Below are 21,961 nucleotides of genomic sequence, written 5' to 3' on the forward strand. Positions count from 1 at the left end.
AGGAGGATTGGCGTTGAAGGTTCGTTTCGTACATCAGTCTTTCCAGGACCGGGTCTATACGATCACGGCGTATGGGCTGCTCACCCTGTTGTTCGTGCTGGTGCTCTATCCGCTTCTCTATGTCGTAAGCGCTTCCTTCAGCGATCCCGACGCGGTCGCATCCGGCCAAATGTGGCTCTGGCCGGTCGGCCTCAATCTGGACGGGTACCGCTCGGTATTCGCGCACAAACGGGTCCTAAGCGGCTTTCTGAATTCGTTGTTCTACATGGGGGTCGGAACGCTGATCAATGTGTGCATGACGGTCCTGGCGGCCTACCCGATGTCCAGGAAAGACTTCGCGCCGCGCAATGTGCTCATGCTGCTGTTCGTGTTTACGATGCTATTCAGCGGAGGGATGATCCCGACCTATTTGCTCGTCAAAGACTTGGGCCTGCTCGACACCCGTTGGGCGCTGCTGCTGCCCGGAGCCATGGCGGTCTGGAACATGATCATCGCGCGCACTTTTTTTCAAAGCCAGATTCCTCACGAGCTGCTGGAAGCGTCCCAGCTGGACGGCTGCAACGATTTCCGCTTCGTCCGGAGCATTGTCCTGCCGCTCTCCGGCCCGATTATCGCCGTGCTTTCCCTTTTTTACGCGGTGGGGCATTGGAATCAATATTTTCAAGCGCTGCTTTATTTGAGGGATCAACAGCTGTATCCGCTCCAGATTGTTCTTCGAGAAATATTAATCCAAAATGAGGTGGACACCTCCGCGTTTTCGGGGAAGGACGCCGAAGAGCTGGTCAAGCTCCATGGGCTGTTGAAATACGCTCTGATCGTCGTGTCTTCCTTGCCCGTACTTATTTTGTATCCGTTTGTGCAGCAATTTTTCGTCAAAGGGGTTATGATCGGTTCTTTGAAAGGATAATCCATTTTGAAATATAAAAGGGGTGCTAGTATGAAAAAGTTGTCCATTCTCCTCTTAAGTCTGATTATGGCGGGGACCATGACGCTCGCCGCCTGTTCCAAAAACGAGGACCCGAATGCACCATCCGACGAGTCTGCCAACAGCGAAAATCAGACGGCTCCCGGCACGTATCCGATCGTCAAGGAGAAGATCACGCTCAAAGGGCTCATTGTCGGCCATTCGCGGGTCGAAGATTACAACACGAACGAATTTACGAAATGGTACGAGGAGCGGACCAATATCCATGTGGATTGGGAGGTTGCACCGCAAGAGAACGCCGAGCAAAAGCTGAACCTCGTGCTGGCGAGCGGCGAGCTGCCCGATATCATCTTCGGCTTCACCGTGACGCCGGCCCAGGAGATGATCTACGGCGAGCAGGGAATCTTCATGGATCTCGCGCCGCTGATCGAGAAGTATGGACCAAATACGAAAAAGATGTTCGGCGAAATGCCTCAAATCAAGGCAGCGAGTACGTTGCCGGGGGGGCAGATATTTGGCCTGCCTCAAGTGAACGACTGCTATCACTGCTCGATGAACTTCAGATCCTGGATTTACAAGCCTTGGCTGGATAAGCTGGGGCTGAAGATGCCGACTACGACGGACGAATATTACGAGGTGCTGAAAGCGTTCAAGACGAAGGACCCGAACGGCAACGGCAAGGCCGACGAGATTCCGCTGGCGACGACGCCGCGCGCGACCGGCGGGGGCTTGGAGAACTTCCTGATGAATGCCTTCACGTATTCGAATAAGTATATCACCGATAAGCTTGAGCTGAAGAACGGGAAAATCGACACCGCCTTCAACAAGCCGGAGTGGAAGATGGGGATTGAATACATTCACAAGCTTTACAAGGAAGGGCTCATTGCGCCGGAGAGCTTCACGATGGACGCCAATCAGCTGAAATCGCTGACGATCAAAAACAATGAGATCGTCGTAGGCTCCGTGGAGGCTTCCGGGGCGGGCGTATTCATGACCGACGTTCACGGCAAGGATACCCGGTGGGCCGATTATGTCGCGATGGAGCCACTGAAGGGCCCGAACGGTCTTCGCAATGCGGCCTGGAACCCGTATCCGGTGCCAAACGGACAATGGGCGAACTTCATCATTACGAACGCGAACAAACATCCCGAAATTTCCATGCGCTGGGCCGACGGCTTGTATGAGCAGGATGCCACGCTGCGCAGCGTCTTTGGGCAGGAAGGCGTCCATTGGAAATGGCTCGGAGGGAAGGAAAGCGGCAAGCTCGGCATGAATGGCAAGCCTGCGCTCTGGGAGCGCATCCAGAATATGAATGCCGCCGTGCAGAACATCACTTGGCAGCAGCGGGGCATCTCGTTTCGCAGCTCGGAATTTTGGGGCGGCGAGCTCGCGGACATGGAGAACAACCTCGACCAGGTGCTGCTGTACCGAGAGACGAAACGTGCGATGGAGCCGTTCAAGCAGCCTCTCGAGACGATTGTGCCGCCGCTCTTCTTCAACGAGCAGCAAGCGAGCGAGCTGGCCGATCTGACCAAGACCATCAATGACTACGTCATGGAAATGTTTGCGCGGTTCGTGATCGGGGATGTCGATATTACGAAAGAGTGGGACAGCTATCTGAAGACGCTGGAGAAGATGAATTTGAAGAAATACGTGCAGATCCATCAGGATGCCTATGACGCTATGAAAAAATGATAATGGCTTCCAAAAGGTTGTAGCGGAGCTGCTTCTAAGCTACGATGAGAAGACAAGGCTGATCGAGGAGGGAGACCTGAGGAGTCTCCCTTCTCGCAGATCGAGATTCACGGCGATTGGAGGGATCGGGATGAATTTCAGCGCAAGAATCCGCAACAAGCTCCTGTACCGATTTGCCTTGCCTTATTTGCTGATTCTGCTCATTCCTCTCCTCTCCGGTTTCCTGATTTATCAGCGTACCTTGCATTTGGTCGAGGAGGATGCGACGCAGAGCAACTTGTCGATCCTCGAGCATTCCAGAATGACGCTCGACACCCGACTTGCCGAGATTGACAATTTCGCACAAAAACTGGTCAGCGATCCGAAAGTCCTTCAGTTTCAATATGTCAACAATCCCATCAGCAGCCAGAGCATGGGCCAGGTGCTGGACTTGATTAAGAAGCTGGCCGATTTCAAGCCGATCAACAGCTTTGTGTTCGACTACTATATTTTGTACAAAGGAAGCGAAGTGGCGCTCAGCAATCATACGATTTATGGCCTGAGCGAATTTTACCAGCGGCATATGCTTCTTGATGGAGTGCCCTTTGAGCTATGGCGGGCAGAGGCGCTGGAACCGTTCTACTACCAGAAATATTTGCCGGCGCGCAGCATTACGCATGATGGAGAACGACAGGGCCTGGTCACCGTTATACGCTCCTTAGGGTATCCGAATTACTCGCCGGGCGCGGCGATCATTCTGATCCGGGAGAAGGAATTGAAGGAGCTGGTGAGCGGCCTGGACGTCTCCGACAGCGGGTGGGCGTACATCGCGGACGAACGGGGCAAGCGGATCACCCACCTGTCCCGGTCCGGAGTCTCTGGAGTCGATCTGCCGCATGTCGACCTGCCGGCCGACAGTCCAAGCGGGATTTTCCGGAAGACGATCGACGGGCGCGACATGCTCGTCACATTCACGAAGTCAAGCTACAACGACTGGACATATGTAGCGGTTCAACCGGCGAACGTGATTTTGGAGAAGGTGAACTATATCCGGGACGTGACGATGTTCTTCTTCGCCCTTTCCTTGCTGCTCGGCGGCCTGATCTCGCTCCTGCTGGCCTACCGCGGCAGTAAGCCTATGGGCGGGCTGATCGGCGCACTGACGGAGCATTTCGGTGAGGAGCTGCCCAAGGCCAAAGGGATGTATCCGTTCCTGAAGACGGCGGTGTCGCACATGATACACAGCAACAAGCAGCTGCGCGACAAGGTGGGCGAGCAGCTGCCGTTGCTCCAGGCGGCCCTTCTAGAGCGGCTGCTGCGCAACGGGTTCGTGAACGAGGACGAGCTGGAGGCCAACCTGTCCCATGCCGGGTTGACGATCAGGGCGCCCTATTATGCGGTGGCCATCGTGCAGTTCCTCGGGTATTACGATCGGATCAGCAAAGACATTCTCGACGAGCTGGCGCTCAAGCGGCTGCATGTGCGCGAGAAGCTGGAGCTCGCCTTGGAAGGCCGCCTCTATGTGCTGGAGACCAAGGAGGATCGGCTCCTCCTGCTGCTGCTGGGCGACCAGGAGACGGCGGCCGGCTGCAAGGCCGTGTATGACGCCAAGCTGACGGCCCTGGCGCAGTCGATTCGCCATGAGGTGAACGGCGAGCTGGCGTTCGCGAGAGGCACCTTCTATGACAAGCGGATGGACATCGCCCGCTCTTATGACGAGGCCAAGCAAGCGCTCGTGTACGCGAAGCCCGGCTTCAAGGGCGCGGTGCTGACCTATGAGGATCTCCCTTCGCCGGTCACGCCGTTCTACTTCCCGGTCGAGGTGGAGACGCGGCTGGGTACGCTGACACGGGTCGGGGAGACCGACCAGATCGAGCGGCTGTTCCTGGAGCTGGAGACGGCGAACTTCAACGACCGTCGGCTGTCGTTCGAGATGCTGCGTTTGTTCATCTATCAACTGTGGGGATGTCTGGTGAAGGTGGGCGGCGAGCTCCCCCGTCAGGAGCCGGACGTGCAAGAGCAGCTCAAAATGCGGTTGAAGCAGCTGGAATCCTACGAGGATTGCCATTCTGAATTCCGGCAGCTGCGGGACGAATTCCTCCGGCTCTGCTCCGCCGTCGCCGGGCGAAAAAAAAGCCATAACAGCGAGCTGCTTCAGCGCGTGTTGGAGTCGATCCAAGCTTCGTTCAGCCTCGAGTCGCTGACTCTGCTGCAGATCGCCCGCAGCCTCCAGGTGTCGGAGGTGTACCTCTCGCAATTCTTCAAAGAGCAGACGGGCGAGACGTTCACCGCCTATCTGGAGCGCAAGCGCATGGAGCGTGCGATGGAGCTGCTGAACGAAACCGATATCCCGGTGAAGGAAATTGCGGCGTTGGTCGGCTACGGCTCCTCGAACACGTTCGGCCGGGCGTTCAAGCGCGTATATGGCACAAATGCGACCGCCGTCCGCTCGGCCGCCGCTCTTGCCGCGCACCGTGACGGAAGCTGAAGCTTATTTACTCCAAAGACGCCGTATACGGCAGCCGGATGGCCAGTCTGCACCCGTATCCCGGGCCGCCCTCAACCCCGGCTCCTGCCGTAGGCCCGATCTCCACGGCCCCGCCAAGCAGCTGCACGCGCTCCATCATGGCCGTCAGCCCGAATCCGAGCTTGGCATCGCCGAACGGGGCCCCATCGTTGTCGAGCACGAACCGGATCCACGGCCCCTCCCGCCGCAGCGAGAAGGCGAACCGGCGGCTGTTGCCGTGCCGGATGCCGTTCGTGAGCCCCTCCTGCAGGGCGTGATACAGCACCCGCTGCGTCAGCGAGCCCAAATCTTCAATCGGCTCGATGTCGGTCTCGATCCGTACCCCCATCGTCGCCTCCGTCTCGCGAATCAGATCGTTCAAGGCGGCATGCAGCTCGATCGGCTCCCCCTCATCCTTCAGCAGCCGGACGGATCGGCGAATGTCGTCCAGCCCTTTGCGCACCAGCCCGTTAATCGTATCGAGCTTCTCCGCCGCCTTCGCCAGGTCGCGCCCGGCCAGCTTCTTGGACGCTTCCAGCTGCACGATGGCCGCGGTGAGCGTATGACCCACGACATCATGAATCTCATGCGCGATCCGGTTGCGCTCCTCGAGCACCGACACTTCCGCCAGCGTCTCCGCCTTCTCCCGCATCGTGGCGGCGAGCGACCGGTTCGCTTCCTCCAATTCCTGCGTACGCAGGCGCACCTGATTCTCGAGCGAGCTCTGGAATCGCTCCAGCTCTTCATTTTTGGCAGCGAGCAGGGCCGTATGGCGTTCCACCTGCCGGTACACCTCCATGAACCGGTGCACGATCACCATCGCCAGGCACAGCATGAACAGCAGCAAGCCCGCCGGCAGCTCATGATAGATGACGAGCGACATATGAGGGCTCAGGCGCATGACGCTTTCCACCAGCACAGGGGAGAAATTAAGTAGGATGTAGATCAACCCGGTCAGCAGCAGCACGCCGTAGCCTCGCATGAGCCATACCGTCTCCGACCGGGGGTGCTTCCGGTATTGCCGAGCGAGCGAGACGCTAACGACGATCAGCACCGGGATGCAGCAATAAGGGAGCCAGTCCACCAGGAGCCGCCAGAACAACACGGGGTCCCGCCATCCGGCCGCCGCCGCCAACAGCGTATACAGCAGCATAATGCCGTTCATCGTCCGGTAGATCCAACCCCCGCTGAGACGAAGCGCCGCTCCGTAAAACCCGATAAACGCATAGATGGCGACGGCGAGCAGAAGGTCCTTCCAGTAATAAAAGGCGTTCACTTCGAAAAGCCACTGCAGCAGCGTCATTTTCCCCAACAGCCCGAAACCGGCCGATAAGGAGAGCAGAGCGAACCAGAGATAGAGCGACTCCTTCCGTCTTCTCAGGAACAAAGCGACCGCGATCAGGCCTGTGCCTGTGAGCAGGACGGAATAGAGGACGAGCGGCCATTCCGTCCCCAGGACATTCAGCAGCAGATGGTAGCGGCCCCCGATCGTACTCCACCCGATAGGCAAATACGATTCGTTCCAGATCGCACGAATCTCCAGGACCTTCCCTGCATTCTCGGGCTGAAGCCGAATCGGATAAAGAGGGGAGAAGGCTTGCAGGCGTTCCTGCTTCCCGTCCAGATTGAAGCTATAGGCCGGCCGGCCATCCACGAACACCTCGAACCGCTGGAACCCGGCGAGGAAGAAATAAGGGTCGCGTGAGGCGAGAGGGGGAAGGGTGCGGCGGAGCCACAGCGTGCCTTCATAGCGGGAGAGCTGCTTCTGCGCATTCTCATCGAAGGGCTGCCAGTCGGCCGTCCCGTCCGCCTTGTCCCCCAGGTGAATTTGCCAACGGTTCGGGTAGTAGTGGGCGAACTCCGATTCTTCGGCTTGCAGCGGTCTCGTTCCGTAGTAGGAGGAGTAGGACAGCGCGATACACCCATATACGATCAGAGCGACCAAGAGGACGAGGCCGAGAAAGGGAAGGACGCCTCGAATGCCTTTACTCCGCATCCTGCAGCACCAGCTCCTTCAGCAAGGCGACGGCTTTCGGCCGGTCGTTGGTGCCGATTTTGTTATAAATGACGCTGATGTAGTTGCGCACGGTGCCTTCGCTCATAAACAAGGTGCCGGCGATCTGCTTGTTGCTCTGGCCCTCGAGCATGAGCAGGATGATTTTGCGCTCCCGCTCCGTGAATGTCAGCCCTCGCTGCTTCAGCGCAGCTTCGTTGAAGGTGTCGCTGCCGGTGCCGGAGAACGCGGAGAGCCGAGCGGCCAGCTTGGCGGCGATCGCGACGGGAAGCATGACGTGCCCCTGAGCCGCTTCCCGTACGACCTGGACGATGCGGTCTCCGGGCATGTCCTTGAGCAGGAAGCCGTCGGCTCCCCCGGAGATCGAATCGACGATGAACTTGTCTTCCGCGAACGTAGTGAGGATGAGCACGATCGTCCCGGGTGACTCCCGCTTGATCCGCTTCATCGCTTCGATCCCGTCCATGACGGGCATCTTGATGTCCATCAGCACGATGTTCGGCTGGAGCTCCTTCGTCGCTTCGCAGGCTTCCTGCCCGTTCCCCACCACTTTGACGACTTCCATATCGTCTTCCAGATTCAATATCGTTTGCAGCCCGTCCCGGAGCAGCGTTTGGTCATCGGCGATCAAGATGCGGATCATAGCGCGCAACCCTCTTTTTCGGTGAATTGTTAGGGATTGGATTTGATCTCAGGGTAACACATTTGTCGGAGCAATGGCATAGTGCATCGAACAGTCATGACGGGCATGACAAAAGTGATGACACCGTGTCACTAGGAGGGTTACAGGATCTGGAAGTATGATAGTCGAGAGTGCGGCCGTGTCGGTCCTGCTCATGAAAAGCGGGAGGAGAGAAAGTTATGATCAATAATAGGAGCAAGGGCAAGGCGAAGCTGTGCCGGGCCGCCGCGACGCTGCTGGCGTGGACGATGCTCGTGCCGGCGGGGCTGGGCGGAGGAACGCCTGCGTTCTCGGCGGCGGCCGGGCCGCTCGTCGTGTATGACGAAGCGCTGTCGAGCGAGTTCGTGAACTACGGCTGGGCGGAGATGGATGAAGCGTCCACGGCGCAGGCCCATACGGGAAGCCGTTCGGTGCGGCTCAATCCGGATGGCGGGAAGGCTTTGTATTTCTACAAAGATCGCATCATGAATGCGGACGACTATACGGCTTTCCGATTCTGGATCCATGGCGGATCGACAGGAGGACAGAAGCTCAAGCTTGTATTCTCGCTAGGGGGACAGCCGGTTGCGGAGCGGGAGGTGGAATCGCTGCTTCCTGGCGGTATCCCGGCCGGGAAATGGGCCGAAGTCCAGGTGAATCTGAGAGAGCTCGGCATACAGGGGCTGCTCGACGGCATTTGGTTATGGGGAGACGGCGATCAGGAGGACGTGTACATCGATGACGTGGCTTTCGTCACGGGCAGTACGGGGCCTGGGCCAAGCCCAACGCCAACGCCAACGCCGACCCCGACTCCGACACTAAGTCCGACATCAAGTCCAAGCCCGACCCCAACCCCAACATCCAGTCCCGGACAGCCTCCATCTGTGACCGAGCTGTTGTTCGGGCAGGAGCAGCTGATCTTGAACGCGGGGGATAGCCAAGCCGCGACAGTCACCGCGCGCCTCAGCAACGGGACGCTGCAGGATGTAACCGCTCAAGCGGTCTGGTCCTCGGCGGACGCGGCGATCGCCACTGCAGCCGGCGGGGTCGTCACGGGCGTTAAAGCAGGTTCGACGGTCATTCGGGCCGTCTATGGAACCCGGGAAGCGCAGCTCCCGGTACAGGTGAAGCGCACCGGACCGGCGGCTCCGATCGAGACGATCGACGGCCTGTATGTGTACGACGACAGCATCCAGACCGGCTTCACGGACTATAGCTGGGCCGAGCATTCGGTGAATGAAGAGGGGACTGTGCACACCGGGACCCAGTCGATCCGGTTCGCGCCGCAGGAGGATCGGTCCTTGTACTTCTATAGCGACCGGATCATTTCCACGAAGGAATTCGAGAAGCTGCAGCTCTGGGTGAACGGAGGCAGCGCCGGCGGCCAAGAGGTGAAGGTGGTGCTCACGGCAGGCGGCCAAGCGGTCCAAGAGATTCCTCTCACCGACGTCCTGGGTGGAGCGATCCCGGCAGGTGTCTGGACAAAAGCAGAGATCCTGCTGCCAGGCTTGAACTTGCCGGGCCAGATCTTCGACGGGATCCGGATCGCCGGGACGACGAGCGGCAGCCAAGCGGCCCTGTATCTGGACGACATCGCCCTTATTAAGAAATATATCGCGCCGCCGACCGTGCTGGAAGTACGGATGGATCGGTCCCAGCTCGTCCTGCTTCCCGGGGAGACGCATCGGCTGGAAGCCGAGTCCTGGCTTGAGACCGGGAATACGGAGGTAGTCACGGCTAAGGCGGAGTGGCAATCGGACCGTCCGGATATCGTGCGGGTCGACAAGGGCGCTCTGGTAGCAGTAGCTCCGGGGATCGCCCGGATCACAGCCACCCACAAGTCTCTGACCGCAGTCGCTTACGTACAAGTGACGCAAGTGGCTCCCGAGAACGTCTACGACGATGCTTTGCAGAACGGCTTCCGCAATCAGAGCTGGCATGACAAAGACCTCGCCAATACGGAGCAAACGCACGGCGGCTCGTATGCCGTGAAGTTCGAGCCGGACGGCTGGGACGGCGTCTGGTTCGCCGCGGACCGGAAGCGCAGCGTCTCAGGCTACTACGGGGTGGACTTCTGGCTGCACGGAGGAACGACCGGGGGACAGAAGATGATGCTTCATGCGTACAACGGCGACTCCTACCAAGGGTCGGTCGACCTGAACGAGCATGCGCCGGGCGGATCGATTCCGGCGGGGGTATGGACGCACTTCGTCATTAATTTCGCGGATATGGGCTTGCGGAATGAAGATGTCGACGGGCTCGTTTTCCAGGCGGGTACGGAGGACAATCAGGCCGCGGTATATATCGACGATGTAAGTCTGCTGCGAAATCTGAATGCCGGCCAATTGCCTGAGCCGGAGCTTCCGAAGCTACAGGTCACGGTCGATATGACGGCCGAGCGCCGCGCGATCAATCCGGAGATCTACGGCATTAACTTCGACGACGCGCATCCTACTGAATCGACGTTGAACTTCCCGGTACAGCGCTGGGGCGGCAACAACACGACCCGCTACAATTGGGAGCTGGACGTGGCGAACCGCGCCTCCGACTGGTATTTCATGAACTTCCCGTATGAGACCGACCCTGCCGGCACGATGTCCGATCGGTTCATCGATATGGTGCACGCCAAGCAAGGCAAAGTGCTTCTCACGATTCCCACCATCGGCTGGACGCCGAAGTCGCGGGAAGTCACATGGGGCTTCTCGCAACAGAAATACGGCACGCAGCAAAGTTCGCCGCTCGAGTATCCGGATGCGGGCAACGGCGTCTTAAAGAGCACGGGCAAGGAAATTACGAACAACGATCCGCGCGATACGTCCATCCCGGTCGGCGTCGACTTCGCGACCCGCTGGATCGATCATATCGCCGGCCGGACCGGCAACCTGGTGCACTACTACGCCCTCGACAACGAGCCGGAGATCTGGCACGTGACTCATCGCGACGTGCATCCGCAAGCCCCGACCTACGATGAGCTGTGGGGCTTCACAGAGAAATACGCTTCCGCGATCAAGGCGAAGGACAGCCAAGCTCAAATCTTCGGCCCGACCTCTTGGGGCTGGTGCGCGTACTTCTACTCGTCCGCCGACAATTGCTGGGACGGTCCGGATCGCCAAGCGCACGGCGGCACGCCGTTCCTGGAGTGGTATCTCCAGAAAGCCTCGGCCTATAAGCAATCCACCGGGGTCAGCCTGATCGACTACCTGGATATTCACTATTATTCGCAGGAGAACAGCGTACCGGGCTTCGATGAAGGGCCGGCCGCGGCGAAGCGCCGCTTCCAGGCGCTCAAGGCTCTCTACGATCCGAACTTCGTGGACGAATCCTGGATTCAGGAGCCGATCCGGCTCATCCCGCGGATGAAAGAGATTATCGCGAAGACGAAACCGGATACGAAGCTCGCGATCACGGAATACAACTTCGGCAACGGCAACGGGATTACGGCCGGTCTCGCCCAAGCCGAGGCGCTGGCGATCTTCGGGCGCGAAGGCGTCGACCTCGCCACTCGCTTCGGCACACTGCCGGCGAATACGCCTCTCGAGGATGCGTTCAAGCTGTTCTTGAACTATGACGGCCAAGGCGGTCAAATCCGCGGCTCCAGCGTGCCGACCACGAGCAAGATCACCGATGCGGTCGGCGCCTACACGATCGCCGGGACGGACGGCAAGACGTACGTGCTGCTGTTCAACAAGGACACCGCGCTCCGTTCGATCGATGTGGCCGGCACCTTCCATGCGACGAACCAAGCGCAGGTGTACCGTTTCGACGCGAACAACCGCCTCGCCCTGTCGGGCACGCTCGCCACGACGTCCGGGGGCTTCACGGTGCAGTTGAACGCGCGTTCGGCCGCGTTGATTGTGATTCCGTAACACCATACTGGATCAAGAAAGCTGTCGGGACATTCGCTCCCGGCAGCTTTTTTGTGGTGTTAGCTGGGGTGGGTCCTCGCTCGGGCCGCCTCCCTGCCCAGTAACCCGAATTTTTCGGCTTAAACCTCCCTCCATGTTGCAAGAAATAAGTGAAATGTTCCCTCTAAGGAAGAACCTTCAAGGACGTCGGCTGAATTTAATCTCTTTTGCAGAAGCTGGTCTTTTTTTAGGCTGATTGCAAAAAAGTTCAACGATCACCGCTTCCGTTCATATACGATCCGAAGGCCGCGGGGCTACGATGGGGATAACGAAAGCGAAAGGGGGCGCATATTTGTAAGCGGATTCACAATCATCAGGAATCGACGAACAAGGGTCAATCTTCGCATGGAGAGGATGAGTTAAACGTGAGGAGTTGGATGAAGGCAAGAGGAGTAACACTGGGTCTCGTGTTTATGTTGGTTTCAAGTGTGTTCCAGGTAGGCCCACTATCGAACCCCTCCAGAGCAGAGGCGGCTGCGGCATGGCCCGCCTCGGTGTTGTCCGGGTTCAATATGCCGTTCGGGCCGGCGGAGGGGCTCGTGACGACGCAGAACCCGCCCGACTTCCGCTGGCCGGCCGTGCCCGGAGCGGATAACTACGAGCTGCAGGTAAGCCGCAGCGCCACCGTAGCGAATGTCGTCTATAGCAATCCGACATTGACGGTGAATTACTACAATTTCCCGCATGTGTTCGAGGCGGGCACTTGGTATTGGCGGGTGAGGTTTCATAAGCCGGCCGACGGCTGGTCGGAGTGGAGCGACATTCGCCGCTTCCGCATCGAGGAGCAGAATGTCCCGTTCGCCGTGCCTTCCGTCGAGCAGCTCATGAGCCAAGTCGGCAGCCAGCATCCGCGCATCTGGACGAAGGCCGATACGCTGGATGATTTCCGCAGCTTGGCCCAGACGTCAGGGAAGTCCGTCTATGACGCGAAGCTAGCGTCGGTCACGGCGAATTTGAACCCTCCGAAGTACCCGGCGGAGCCGACTGCGGGGCAGTCGAACCTGCGGTCTTATTCCGACGGTGTAGTGAACCTGATGACGGATGCGGCGTTCATCTATCTCCTGACTGGATCGACAGACATCGGGAACGATGCGAAAGCCCGGCTGCTGAGCATCGCCTCGTGGAATACGAACGGGGCCACGAGCTACGCCGCCAACGATCAAGTGCACCGCTACATTACGTACAAATCCGCGATGGCCTACGACTGGCTCTATGATCTGCTGTCGCCGACAGAGAAGCAGCAGGTTCAGACTATGATTCAAACCCGGACGGAAACGATGATGAACAACCTCGTCGTGACCCACCCGATTGCGAGCAATCCGTTCGATTCGCACGGCTGGACCGCTTTCGGCTACATCGGCATTATCGCCACGGCGATGCTGAACGATATTCCGGCGGCCGAGCAGTGGTTCCGCAGCGTCGTTCCCGCCTACATCAACATCATGCCTCCGTGGGGAGGAGAGAACGGGGGGTGGGCGCAAGGAACCGGGTACTGGCAATGGTCGTCCATGTTCGGCAAGGAATTTATGGATGTCCTTCTGGCGGCGAGCGGCTTCAACTTGTATGACAAAGCCTATTCCCGGAACGAAGGCTCCTATCCGCTCTATGCGTTCCCGAAGGGAAGCCCGAAGGGCATATTCGGGGACGGCAGCGAAGACTCTCCGGCCGGCCCGAGCGTGACCGCTTATACCCGACTCGCCCAAATGTACGGCGATCCTCGGCTGCAATGGGCGGCTCAGGCGGTTGGCTCCGGCATGTACCCGGATTTGAGCAATTACTTCTATGGGGACGACGATCTCGCGGTGCAACCGCCGGTCGACTTGCCGGATTCGAAGTGGTTTCAGGACATCGGGCTCGTGGCGATGCATTCGAAGCTCTACGACCCCGACAGTGTCTCGTTCTATTTCAAATCCAGCCCCTATGGCAGCTACAACCACAGCCACGCCGATCAGAACAGCTTCGTCCTCAATGCGTTCGGCGAACCGCTTGCCATCGAGAGCGGGTTTTACGACGAATACGATTCTGTCCATGACAAAAATTACGCCAAGTCGACGTTCGCCTCCAATGCGATCACATACGACGGGAAGCAAGGGCAGCCGGTCGGCAACATCGACGCCGACGGCCGCGTAGTCGGCTTCGTCACGCATCCGGACTTCGACGCCGTGAGCGGCGACGCGTCCGCGGCTTATGGGACAGCCTTGACCGAAGCGGGCCGCAGTGTCATCTATGTAAGGCCGAATATGTTCGTCGTCATCGATCAATTGCAAGGCGCGAATCCGGAGGGCAACGAATTCGAGTGGCGGCTGCATGCCGAGGATGAGCTCGTGCTCGATGCAGATCAAGCCGGCGCCACGATCCTGAAGGGCGGGGCGGGCCTCAAGGTCCGGTTCCACGCGCCGCAAAACCTGCGCACTGAATACGAGGACCAGTTCCTGGGCATCGATGGAACCGAAGTCAAGCCGGGCGGTGCGTATGCCGCCGAGCAGCAGAAGCATGCGGCGTTCATCGCGCCGAGAACGACCGCCACGACCTTCGTTTCGACCCTGGAAGCCTACAAGCGGGATTCCACGCCGCAGAGCGTCGTTTCGGAAAACCATGGAAATTACATGTTGCTGACATTTACGGACGGGACGGTCGTATACGTCCGGATGACGACGGGCGGGGAAATCGATGCCGGCACCGTTCGCTTTAACGGGACCGCCGTGGCGTTGAAGAACGATTCCGTGCTGCTCGTCGACGGAACGAAGGTTGTCAAAAACGGCGTAGCGCTCATTGAGAGCGACCAGCCTGCTACAATCGTCTATGGCCTGGACCGATTGTCCGTATCGGGTCCGTCTGATACGCAGGTTACATTGAATGCTCCGGGCACCAAACGTCTGCGCGACGCCGTCAGCGGCACGAACATTCCGCGCGGCGAATCGGTCGAGCAGCGGATGGCCCAGCGCGGTGTGCAGTGGGATATGGCCGGCAGCAAGTTGACCCTGAATGTGGAGAAAGGGCAACGGGCCTTCAAGCTGAACAATGGGCCGATGCCAGAGCCGCTCCCCGATGTGACGCTGCCGATCAACATCGGTGGCGTATCGGGATCGGTGACGCTGCACGCGCATAGCGATACGGCCGGGGCGTCGGTCGCTTGGGGGAACCTCACCAACGAGGCCGGCTTGTACGAGGTGGAGGAGGCTCCGTCCGGCCTGCTGTTCGAACAGCATGGACGGCCGCATAGCGTGTATCTCGAAGCGAACGCGGCGGTTATTTTGCAAGGAGCACCCGGCTTGCTGAAGCTGAAGAGGATAGGAGCGGGCAACCCTTCGAACACGGTGCTTTGGTCGAATCCGGATGTGCAGCGGTCCAACCTGTACATGGTCTGGCAGGAAGCGGAGGCGCTTAATGCCTTCGGCGGCAAGAGCTTCTCCAAATATTCGAACCGCCCGTTCCTGTCCGGCGGAGTCGGCTTGGGAAGCTGGGATCAGCCAGGCCAGTGGGCGAAGTGGACGATGAATGTGCCGAAGGCCGGCAATTACGACCTCGTACTGAAATACGCGGCGGGATGGGATCTCCCGGCTGGAACGCTCACAGGCCGATTAGCCATGATCGGCAATCAAGCGTACTATCTGGAGGCGCCGACAACTCCCGATTGGGGGACGACGCCCGCGAATTGGAACGGACTGCGGGTCCAGACGGGGCAGCCGCTCGCCGCCGGTCCGGTCGATATTACGTTGTGGCACGCCGGCGGGGCCATGAACCTCGACTGGATCGGACTCATCGAAGTGAAGGCGGACGAGGTACGGCCGACCGTCCCCGCCAATCTCACGCTCGTCTCCCAAGCGGACTCGACCGCCACCGTCAGCTGGACGCCGTCGACCGACAATGTCGGGGTGAAGGAGTATGTGCTCTATGCGAATGGTGTGCAGAAATCGGTCGTCCCAAGCGGTACATCCACGGCGACGATCACGGGATTGACTGCCGGCAAGCCATACTCGGTCACGGTTGTCGCCGTGGATACGAGCGATAATCGTTCCCTGGACAGCGCAGCGCTGAACTTCTCGGCGATCGATACGAAGGCTCCGGCATGGGGAGCAGCCGCCTCGATCCGCGCAGTTCATCTGTTCCCGACAACGGCCAGGCTGACATGGGATCCGGCCGCCGACAATTCCGGCACCGTAGCGTCGTACTCGATCTTTAAGAAAGACGCAACCCAGACTTCCTTTGTGAAAGCGGGGACGGTCTCCGGGAGCTCGACAGCCTTCGACATGACCGGCCTGCAGCCAGGAGGCGCCTATACGTTCCGGGTTCAGGCGACGGACGCGCAGGGGAACGAATCGGCGGATGGCCCGAGTATGACCATCACGATGCCGAGTACGGGCATCGGCGGCGAGTATTATGAGACGTTCGACGACTGGGCGGCGGGGGCGGTAACGACCGGCGGCAATTGGACGGTGACGGCGAATAGCGGAACATCCGTCGCGATCGCGGCATCGCCGGACCCCACCGGTAAGGTGCTGCTGGTGAACGATAATTACTCTCCGTCGGACAGCGACTATACGGAGACGCCGATCGTGACGAGAGCGAACGCGCCGATCAGCGGGAAAGTCGCCTTCGAGACCAAATTCATGTTCAACCGGCTGAGCCATGACGTCGGCAACTTCGAGCTCAAGCTGCGCGGCTCCGGGACGGATGTCATCCGTTTCACCGGCTTCTCGGACGGAACGTTCGGCTACTGGAAGGTGGTGGATGGTACCGAGACGGCATTCCGCATCCCAAGACTAAGCGGCTATACGCTGCCTCGCGACCAGTGGATCACGCTTCGGTTCGAGTTGGATACCGCCCTGAAGACGTACTCCATTACGATGCAGGCGGACGCCTTGAAAAGCTACTCCGGAACGCTCGAAGCCGGGACGCTGGATAAGAAAGCCGGGGTGTACCGGATCACCGGAATTCCGTTTTTCCACGAACCAACCGGGTCGGCGATCGATGCACTCAAGTTCAGCACGAACCGGTTCACGAGCAAATTCCTGTTCGACTACTTAACGATGTACGACGCGACGGTCGACACGACACCACCTACATGGGGATTAACCGCCGCAGTCCGTCCCGTCGAGCTATTCCCGAGCGCGGTAAGGCTGGAATGGGATCAGGCGACCGACAACTTGAGCAATGTGGCGACATACTCGATCTATCGGAAAGACAGCACGCAGACGTCCTTTGTGAAGGCCGGGACGGTGAACGGCAGTGTGTACGGATATGACGCGTCCGGTCTGCAGCCGGGGGGAAATTATACGTTCCGGATTCAAGCGTCGGATGCGCAGGGCAACGAATCGGCCGACGGTCCGAGTACGACCGTGACGCTGCCCGCCGCAGGCAGCACCGGCAAGTATTATGAAGCGTTCGACGACTGGGCGCCGGGAACGGTGACGACCGGAGGCAGCTGGACGGTAACGACGAACGGCGGGTCGTCGGTCTCGATCGTACCGTCGCCGGATTCCGGCGGGCAAGCGCTGCTGCTGACGGACAATTCCTTCACGTCGGACAACGATTATACAGAACGACCCATCGTGGGGAGGACGAACGCCGCCCTTAGCGGGAACGTCTCGTTCGAGACGAAGCTTATGTTCAACCGGCTGAACAACGACGTCGGCAACTTCGAGCTCAAGCTGCTCGGCGCCGGGACGGATGTCGTGCGGTTCACCGGCTTCTCGGACGGCACCTTCGGCTATTGGAAGATGGTAGGCACCACCAATACGTCGTTCAAAATTCCGAAGTCGACCGGATTCACGCTGCCGCGAGACCAGTGGATCACCCTCCGGTTCGATCTCGATACGACCGCGAAGACATACGACATCACGATGCAGGCGGATGCGTTCAAAGGCTACACCGGAGCGGTAGATACCGGCACGCTCAATCCTACGACCGGCGTCTACAAGGTGACCGGAGTTCCGTTCTACAACAATTCGGCCGCCTCGGCGATCGACGGCTTCCGGTTCAGCACGAACCGGTACACGAGCAAATTCCTGTTCGATTACTTGGCGCTGTACAACTAGAGTAGTCTACATCTAGCCGAAGTCGCTGTCCCTCTCCCGGGCAGCGGCTTTGGGCTCTTTTTCGAAAGCTGGTACTTTTCTATTCTCTTCCCCTCCCGACCGCGCGCCTGCGGTTTACACCCTTCCTATCGCTTGTTAAGATTGAATTACCCAAATACAGCGAATACTTCATATAAAAATGTGGGGGTTGTATGAAACGTCTTCAATCGGTCCTGTTCTTCAGACGCAGATCCAATTCCCTGTTCATCCGGCTCATCGCAGGCTTTCTCTGCATCATTCTGCTGCTCGCCTCGCTGACGATTTACTCCATCTCCGTGTCCAAGGGGAATGTGCGGAAGGAGATCGTCAAGTACAATACGCTGATGCTGGAAAATACGATGAACGGGTATGAAAAGCACTTGGATCTGGTGAAAAGGCAGATGGTGCTGTTTTTTTTCAACGAAGAAGTGCAGCGGATTCAGAACAACCCGAATTACACGAATTTTCCGTTGATCATCCGCGAAATCGGGACGTTTGTGGCCAATCCGTATTTGTTTATCGATAATATCGTTCTGTACTCGAAGCGCGACGATCTGGTGCTGGAAAAGGGGACTAGCACGAATGCCGAGTCGATGTTCAACGTTTTCTATAAAAACGCCGAATACTCGCTAGACTTCTGGAAGCAGCAGTTCTCGGAGCCGTATCTGTTCCGGGTGTTCCCGTCCACCGCCATCAGCTCGTCCCTATTCCCGGATCGTCCGCAGCGATTGGGCGAGTTCATTCCGATCGTGTTCAAGAACGATGGGAATCAGGATTTCTACATGATCGTTTTCCTGGATGCGATCAAAATGTACAAAGCGTTCCACCAAAGCGTCTATGACGATTTCATCCTCTATGACAACCAGGGGAAGGCGCTGTTCCGGAGCGGAGAGCAGGAACCGCTATTCACCGAGGGCGATCTGCAGAGAACCGAGGGCGGAAGCGAGTTCGTGCGGGACGGGAAATATCATTTCATCCAAACCGGGCAAACGACAGGGTTTCGGTACATGTACCGGGTGCCAGTGGAACGGATCGCGTATCAAACCCGGTTGAACATTACGCTGGTGATCATTATGATCGCCGCCATTACGCTCAGCGTCATGATCGCGATTGTATTCGCCGTCCGGATCAACAACCCGCTGAAAAAAGTGATCGAGTCGATCCGCTCCATGAACGAGGGCACGCCATATCGATCGAGCATCAGCGAGTTCAATATTATCAGCGACGAGATCCGTGGGAACCGGATGCTGCGCAGGCAGGTCAGCTTCCTGAACCGGCTGAAAGCGATCTGGAACCAGGAGGCGGATACGGCGAGCCTGGAATTCGCGGAAAAGCCGTTCGTCTTCGTGCTGTATCATATTCAGCGGCACTCGATGGACGCGAACACGCAAGTATCCTTCCAGAAGTGGCTATATTACTTAAAGACGTATATCGACAGCAAGATGAAGCCGGCCTTCCCGGACTCGCTGACATTTCAGATCGAGCGTAATCAAATTTTGAGCCTCGTCTTCACAGAGCGGACCGCCGAGTTGGCCGAGCTGTTCGGCCAGATGAAGGAAGTGTTCGACCACGACAAGGAGTACGGGATCATGACGATCGCGATGACCAGCGTCCATTCGTCGTCGGATCAGCTGACCGGCGCCTTCGAAGAGGCTCAGCAGTTGATCGGCGAGCGCCGGCTGATCGGCGAAACGCAGATTGTGCGCGAGCGCGCCGCGAACCCGGCCGCCGCCCACTTCTCGCCGGACCAGGACAAGGAGTTCGAGGTCCAGCTGAGGGAAGGCAACGGGCCGCAGCTGACGGCGCTCCTCGGACGGTTGTTCGGGAAATGGAAAGAGGCGACCGCGTCGGCCCAGCTCGGATTCGCGGAATCGCTGATCGGCAAAATCCGGCATGCGGCCGCCTCGACTATGGTCGAACCGGAACGGCTCGAATCGATTCTGGATCGGGCCGGGGAGCGGATGGAGCGGTGCAGCTCGACCCAGGCGCTGGAGCAGCTGCTGCTCGAGTGGGTGACGCGGGTGGCGGAGGCGGTGAAGGAGAAGAAGGAAGAGAAGCTCCCGATTGCGGCTTTCGTCATGGAGTATATCCAAGACCATTTGTCGGAAGAAATCTATATGGATGTGCTGGCGGATAAGCTGAAGATCAGCAGTGGCTACTTGTCTTCCTACTTCAAAGCCAAAACGGGCAAGAACATCGTCGACTATATCAATGAAACCCGAATCGAGAAGGCGACGGCGCTGCTCGCCGACAGCCGGATCAAGATTCACGATGCCGCCAAGGCGGTCGGGTACCAGAACATTACTTCCTTCAACCGGATGTTCAAAAAATACACGGGCATGACCCCAAGCGAATACCGCAAACGAAGCTCCACCTCCTCTTGAAAAGTTCCGTCATGGAACTTTTTTTAACCCCCGGGGTCCCCGCAAAGGACTTGGCATACTCGTCGGAGGAACACGTCACTTTGTGGGGAGGATTAGAGCTTTTGCGAAACCTAGTCTTTTTTTCATATGATCTGAAAGGAATTGCAAGTTGTGCGGTTTCGTCTATATCCCGTCCGCCCATCTCCCCCTTATGCTAGCGTTATCCGGATAACAAGTTGGCTTGTAAGCGAATTCATGCGCATGGAAAATTTAAAGGGAAAACGAAAAGGGACGGTGTTGATCCGCTTGAACAGAAACAAAACGAAGAAATACAGTGCAATTGCATTGATTCTCCTATCTGCGATGATCGCCGGCTGCTCCGGCAAAAGCGGCACGGGGGCTGAGACGAGCAGCTCGCCTTCACCGAGTGCATCGGGCACTCCGAGCCCGGTTAAAGGACCCGAAGCGGCGACGTTGCGCCTCTTAACGGATCAATCTCAAGCGTGGCCCGTCAAGAGCGATTGGGCCGTCTGGAAATGGGTGAAGGAGAAGACGAATATCACGATCAAGCAGGAGACGCAGACGGGGCCGGAATCGCTGGCGCTCGCCATCGCCTCGGGCGACATGCCCGACCTGTTCTCCGTGTTCCCACCGGACGCTCAAAAATATGGGCCGCAGGGCGCGTTCCTGGATTTGTCCAAACATCTGGACAAGATGCCGAATGTGAAAGCGTTCATCGCTTCCAGGCCGGACTACGCCCAGCGTATAACACAGCCTGGCGGGGAGATCTACAATCTGCTGAACGATGGAGCGGGCGCGGGCAATCAGCTCGTCTGGTTTTATCGGGATGACATCTTCAAGAAGCATAATCTTCCGGAGCCGAAAACATGGGATGAAGTATATGAAACGGCCAAGAAGCTGAAAGAGCTGTACCCGGACAGCTACCCGTTCCTGTTCCGGCATGGAATCAACACGCTGAAGTATTTCGGTCCTCAATTCGGTGTCTATCCGATGTTCTTCGAGGATAAGGCTACGGGCAAAATCAAATTCGGCGTAACCGATCCGGGCTTCAAGAAGATGGTCGAGTATTTGAACAAATTTTACAAGGAACGTCTGATCCCGCCCGACTGGCTGTCTATGGACTACAAGGCGTGGACGCAATTCGTGACGACGAACAAGTCGTTCATGACGCTTCAATTCATCGGCCAAATCGAAATCATGAATACGCAGCTTACCGGCGGCGCCCACCTGAAGTTTATGGCTCCTCCGCTGGGCTACGGCAGCAAGGCCTATATCCCGAAAGCGGACCTGGAGGAGTACGGCTTCGCAGTCTCGTCCAAGACGAAAAATCTCGACGCGGCGCTGCGTTATCTCGACTTCATCTATTCCAAGGAAGGCAAGGACCTGCTCAGCTGGGGGAAAGAAGGGGAGACGTATAAGGTCGAGAATGGCAAACGGAAATTTATGCCGACGTTTAAAGAACCGAACGACCTGCGCAAGGAGCTGGGGATCTTGACGACGGGCGCCTATGGGCTGGCGGATTTTAACGCCTCCTTGTCGCTCAGCAACGAGAACGAACAGTATTCCTTTGCGGAAGCCTCCAAATACCACTTCCCGGTGATCAATGCCTTGCCGCCTCTAACCGGCGATGAGAAAGCTGCGATCGCGGCAACCGAGGACCAAGTCAATAAATTTTACGAAACGTCGGTCACCAAGTTTATTATGGGCGACACTCCCATGTCGCAATGGGACACCTTCCTCAGCGATATGAACAAATTGGGCGTGCAAAAGCTGATCGATACGTATCAGGTCGGACTGGACCGTCTGAAGAAAAACAGCAAGTAAGAGCGTTAACCA

Annotated in this window: 9 protein-coding genes; 7 read left to right on the plus strand and 2 right to left on the minus strand. The window is 58.1% G+C overall.

Translation table 11 applies throughout. The annotated features are described in order from the left end of the window. The first annotated feature begins 13 nt into the window (after positions 1 to 13). The 3 genes from ACI5FR_RS06570 to ACI5FR_RS06580 all read left to right on the plus strand — a co-directional run bounded on the left by ACI5FR_RS06570 (position 14) and on the right by ACI5FR_RS06580 (position 5,087). Positions 14 to 907: a carbohydrate ABC transporter permease gene (locus ACI5FR_RS06570; RefSeq protein WP_405451944.1), complete on the plus strand. Its 894-nt coding sequence runs from the start codon at positions 14 to 16 to the stop codon at positions 905 to 907. Between the two features lie 30 nt (positions 908 to 937). Next, entirely contained in the window at positions 938 to 2,620 is a 1,683-nt protein-coding gene (locus ACI5FR_RS06575) for an ABC transporter substrate-binding protein (protein ID WP_405451947.1), read from the plus strand. A gap of 130 nt (positions 2,621 to 2,750) precedes the next feature. Further along, positions 2,751 to 5,087 (plus strand): helix-turn-helix domain-containing protein, encoded by a 2,337-nt coding sequence (locus ACI5FR_RS06580; protein ID WP_405451950.1) that lies wholly within the window; start codon positions 2,751 to 2,753, stop codon positions 5,085 to 5,087. A gap of 7 nt (positions 5,088 to 5,094) precedes the next feature. On the opposite strand, the gene ACI5FR_RS06585 is transcribed toward ACI5FR_RS06580, so the two are convergent. Both ACI5FR_RS06585 and ACI5FR_RS06590 read right to left on the minus strand, forming a co-directional pair. Beyond that, complete coding sequence (locus ACI5FR_RS06585) at positions 5,095 to 7,101, minus strand: sensor histidine kinase (RefSeq protein ID WP_405451952.1); 2,007 nt, start codon at positions 7,099 to 7,101, stop codon at positions 5,095 to 5,097. Further along, positions 7,091 to 7,762, minus strand: coding sequence for a response regulator (locus tag ACI5FR_RS06590; RefSeq protein ID WP_405451955.1), 672 nt, complete (start codon positions 7,760 to 7,762; stop codon positions 7,091 to 7,093). The genes ACI5FR_RS06585 and ACI5FR_RS06590 overlap by 11 nt, the downstream gene beginning before the upstream one ends. A gap of 218 nt (positions 7,763 to 7,980) precedes the next feature. Between ACI5FR_RS06590 and ACI5FR_RS06595 the strand changes: the two genes are divergently transcribed. The 4 genes from ACI5FR_RS06595 to ACI5FR_RS06610 all read left to right on the plus strand — a co-directional run bounded on the left by ACI5FR_RS06595 (position 7,981) and on the right by ACI5FR_RS06610 (position 21,949). After that, entirely contained in the window at positions 7,981 to 11,646 is a 3,666-nt protein-coding gene (locus tag ACI5FR_RS06595; RefSeq protein WP_405451957.1) for a glycoside hydrolase family 44 protein, read from the plus strand. Between the two features lie 416 nt (positions 11,647 to 12,062). Then, complete coding sequence (locus tag ACI5FR_RS06600; protein ID WP_405451960.1) at positions 12,063 to 17,723, plus strand: DUF4962 domain-containing protein; 5,661 nt, start codon at positions 12,063 to 12,065, stop codon at positions 17,721 to 17,723. A gap of 191 nt (positions 17,724 to 17,914) precedes the next feature. Further along, the gene (locus ACI5FR_RS06605; RefSeq protein ID WP_405451963.1) at positions 17,915 to 20,125 is read left to right on the plus strand and encodes a helix-turn-helix domain-containing protein; all 2,211 of its coding nucleotides are present in this window, start codon (positions 17,915 to 17,917) and stop codon (positions 20,123 to 20,125) included. A 285-nt stretch (positions 20,126 to 20,410) separates the two neighbouring features. Beyond that, positions 20,411 to 21,949: an extracellular solute-binding protein gene (locus ACI5FR_RS06610; RefSeq protein ID WP_405451966.1), complete on the plus strand. Its 1,539-nt coding sequence runs from the start codon at positions 20,411 to 20,413 to the stop codon at positions 21,947 to 21,949. Positions 21,950 to 21,961: the final 12 nt, after the last annotated feature.

This window comes from Paenibacillus sp. HJGM_3 (genome assembly GCF_045062745.1).
Taxonomy (GTDB): Bacteria; Bacillota; Bacilli; order Paenibacillales; family NBRC-103111; genus Paenibacillus_AA.

What these genes read in the sequence shown, in the direction of transcription:
- ACI5FR_RS06575 (WP_405451947.1), top strand. Translation starts at nt 938, where the DNA reads ATGAAAAAGTTGTCCATTCTCCTCTTAAGTCTGATTATGGCGGGGACC.
- ACI5FR_RS06590 (WP_405451955.1), bottom strand. Translation starts at nt 7,762, where the DNA reads ATGATCCGCATCTTGATCGCCGATGACCAAACGCTGCTCCGGGACGGG.
- ACI5FR_RS06580 (WP_405451950.1), top strand. Translation starts at nt 2,751, where the DNA reads ATGAATTTCAGCGCAAGAATCCGCAACAAGCTCCTGTACCGATTTGCC.
- ACI5FR_RS06595 (WP_405451957.1), top strand. Translation starts at nt 7,981, where the DNA reads ATGATCAATAATAGGAGCAAGGGCAAGGCGAAGCTGTGCCGGGCCGCC.
- ACI5FR_RS06605 (WP_405451963.1), top strand. Translation starts at nt 17,915, where the DNA reads ATGAAACGTCTTCAATCGGTCCTGTTCTTCAGACGCAGATCCAATTCC.
- ACI5FR_RS06585 (WP_405451952.1), bottom strand. Translation starts at nt 7,101, where the DNA reads ATGCGGAGTAAAGGCATTCGAGGCGTCCTTCCCTTTCTCGGCCTCGTC.
- ACI5FR_RS06600 (WP_405451960.1), top strand. Translation starts at nt 12,063, where the DNA reads ATGAAGGCAAGAGGAGTAACACTGGGTCTCGTGTTTATGTTGGTTTCA.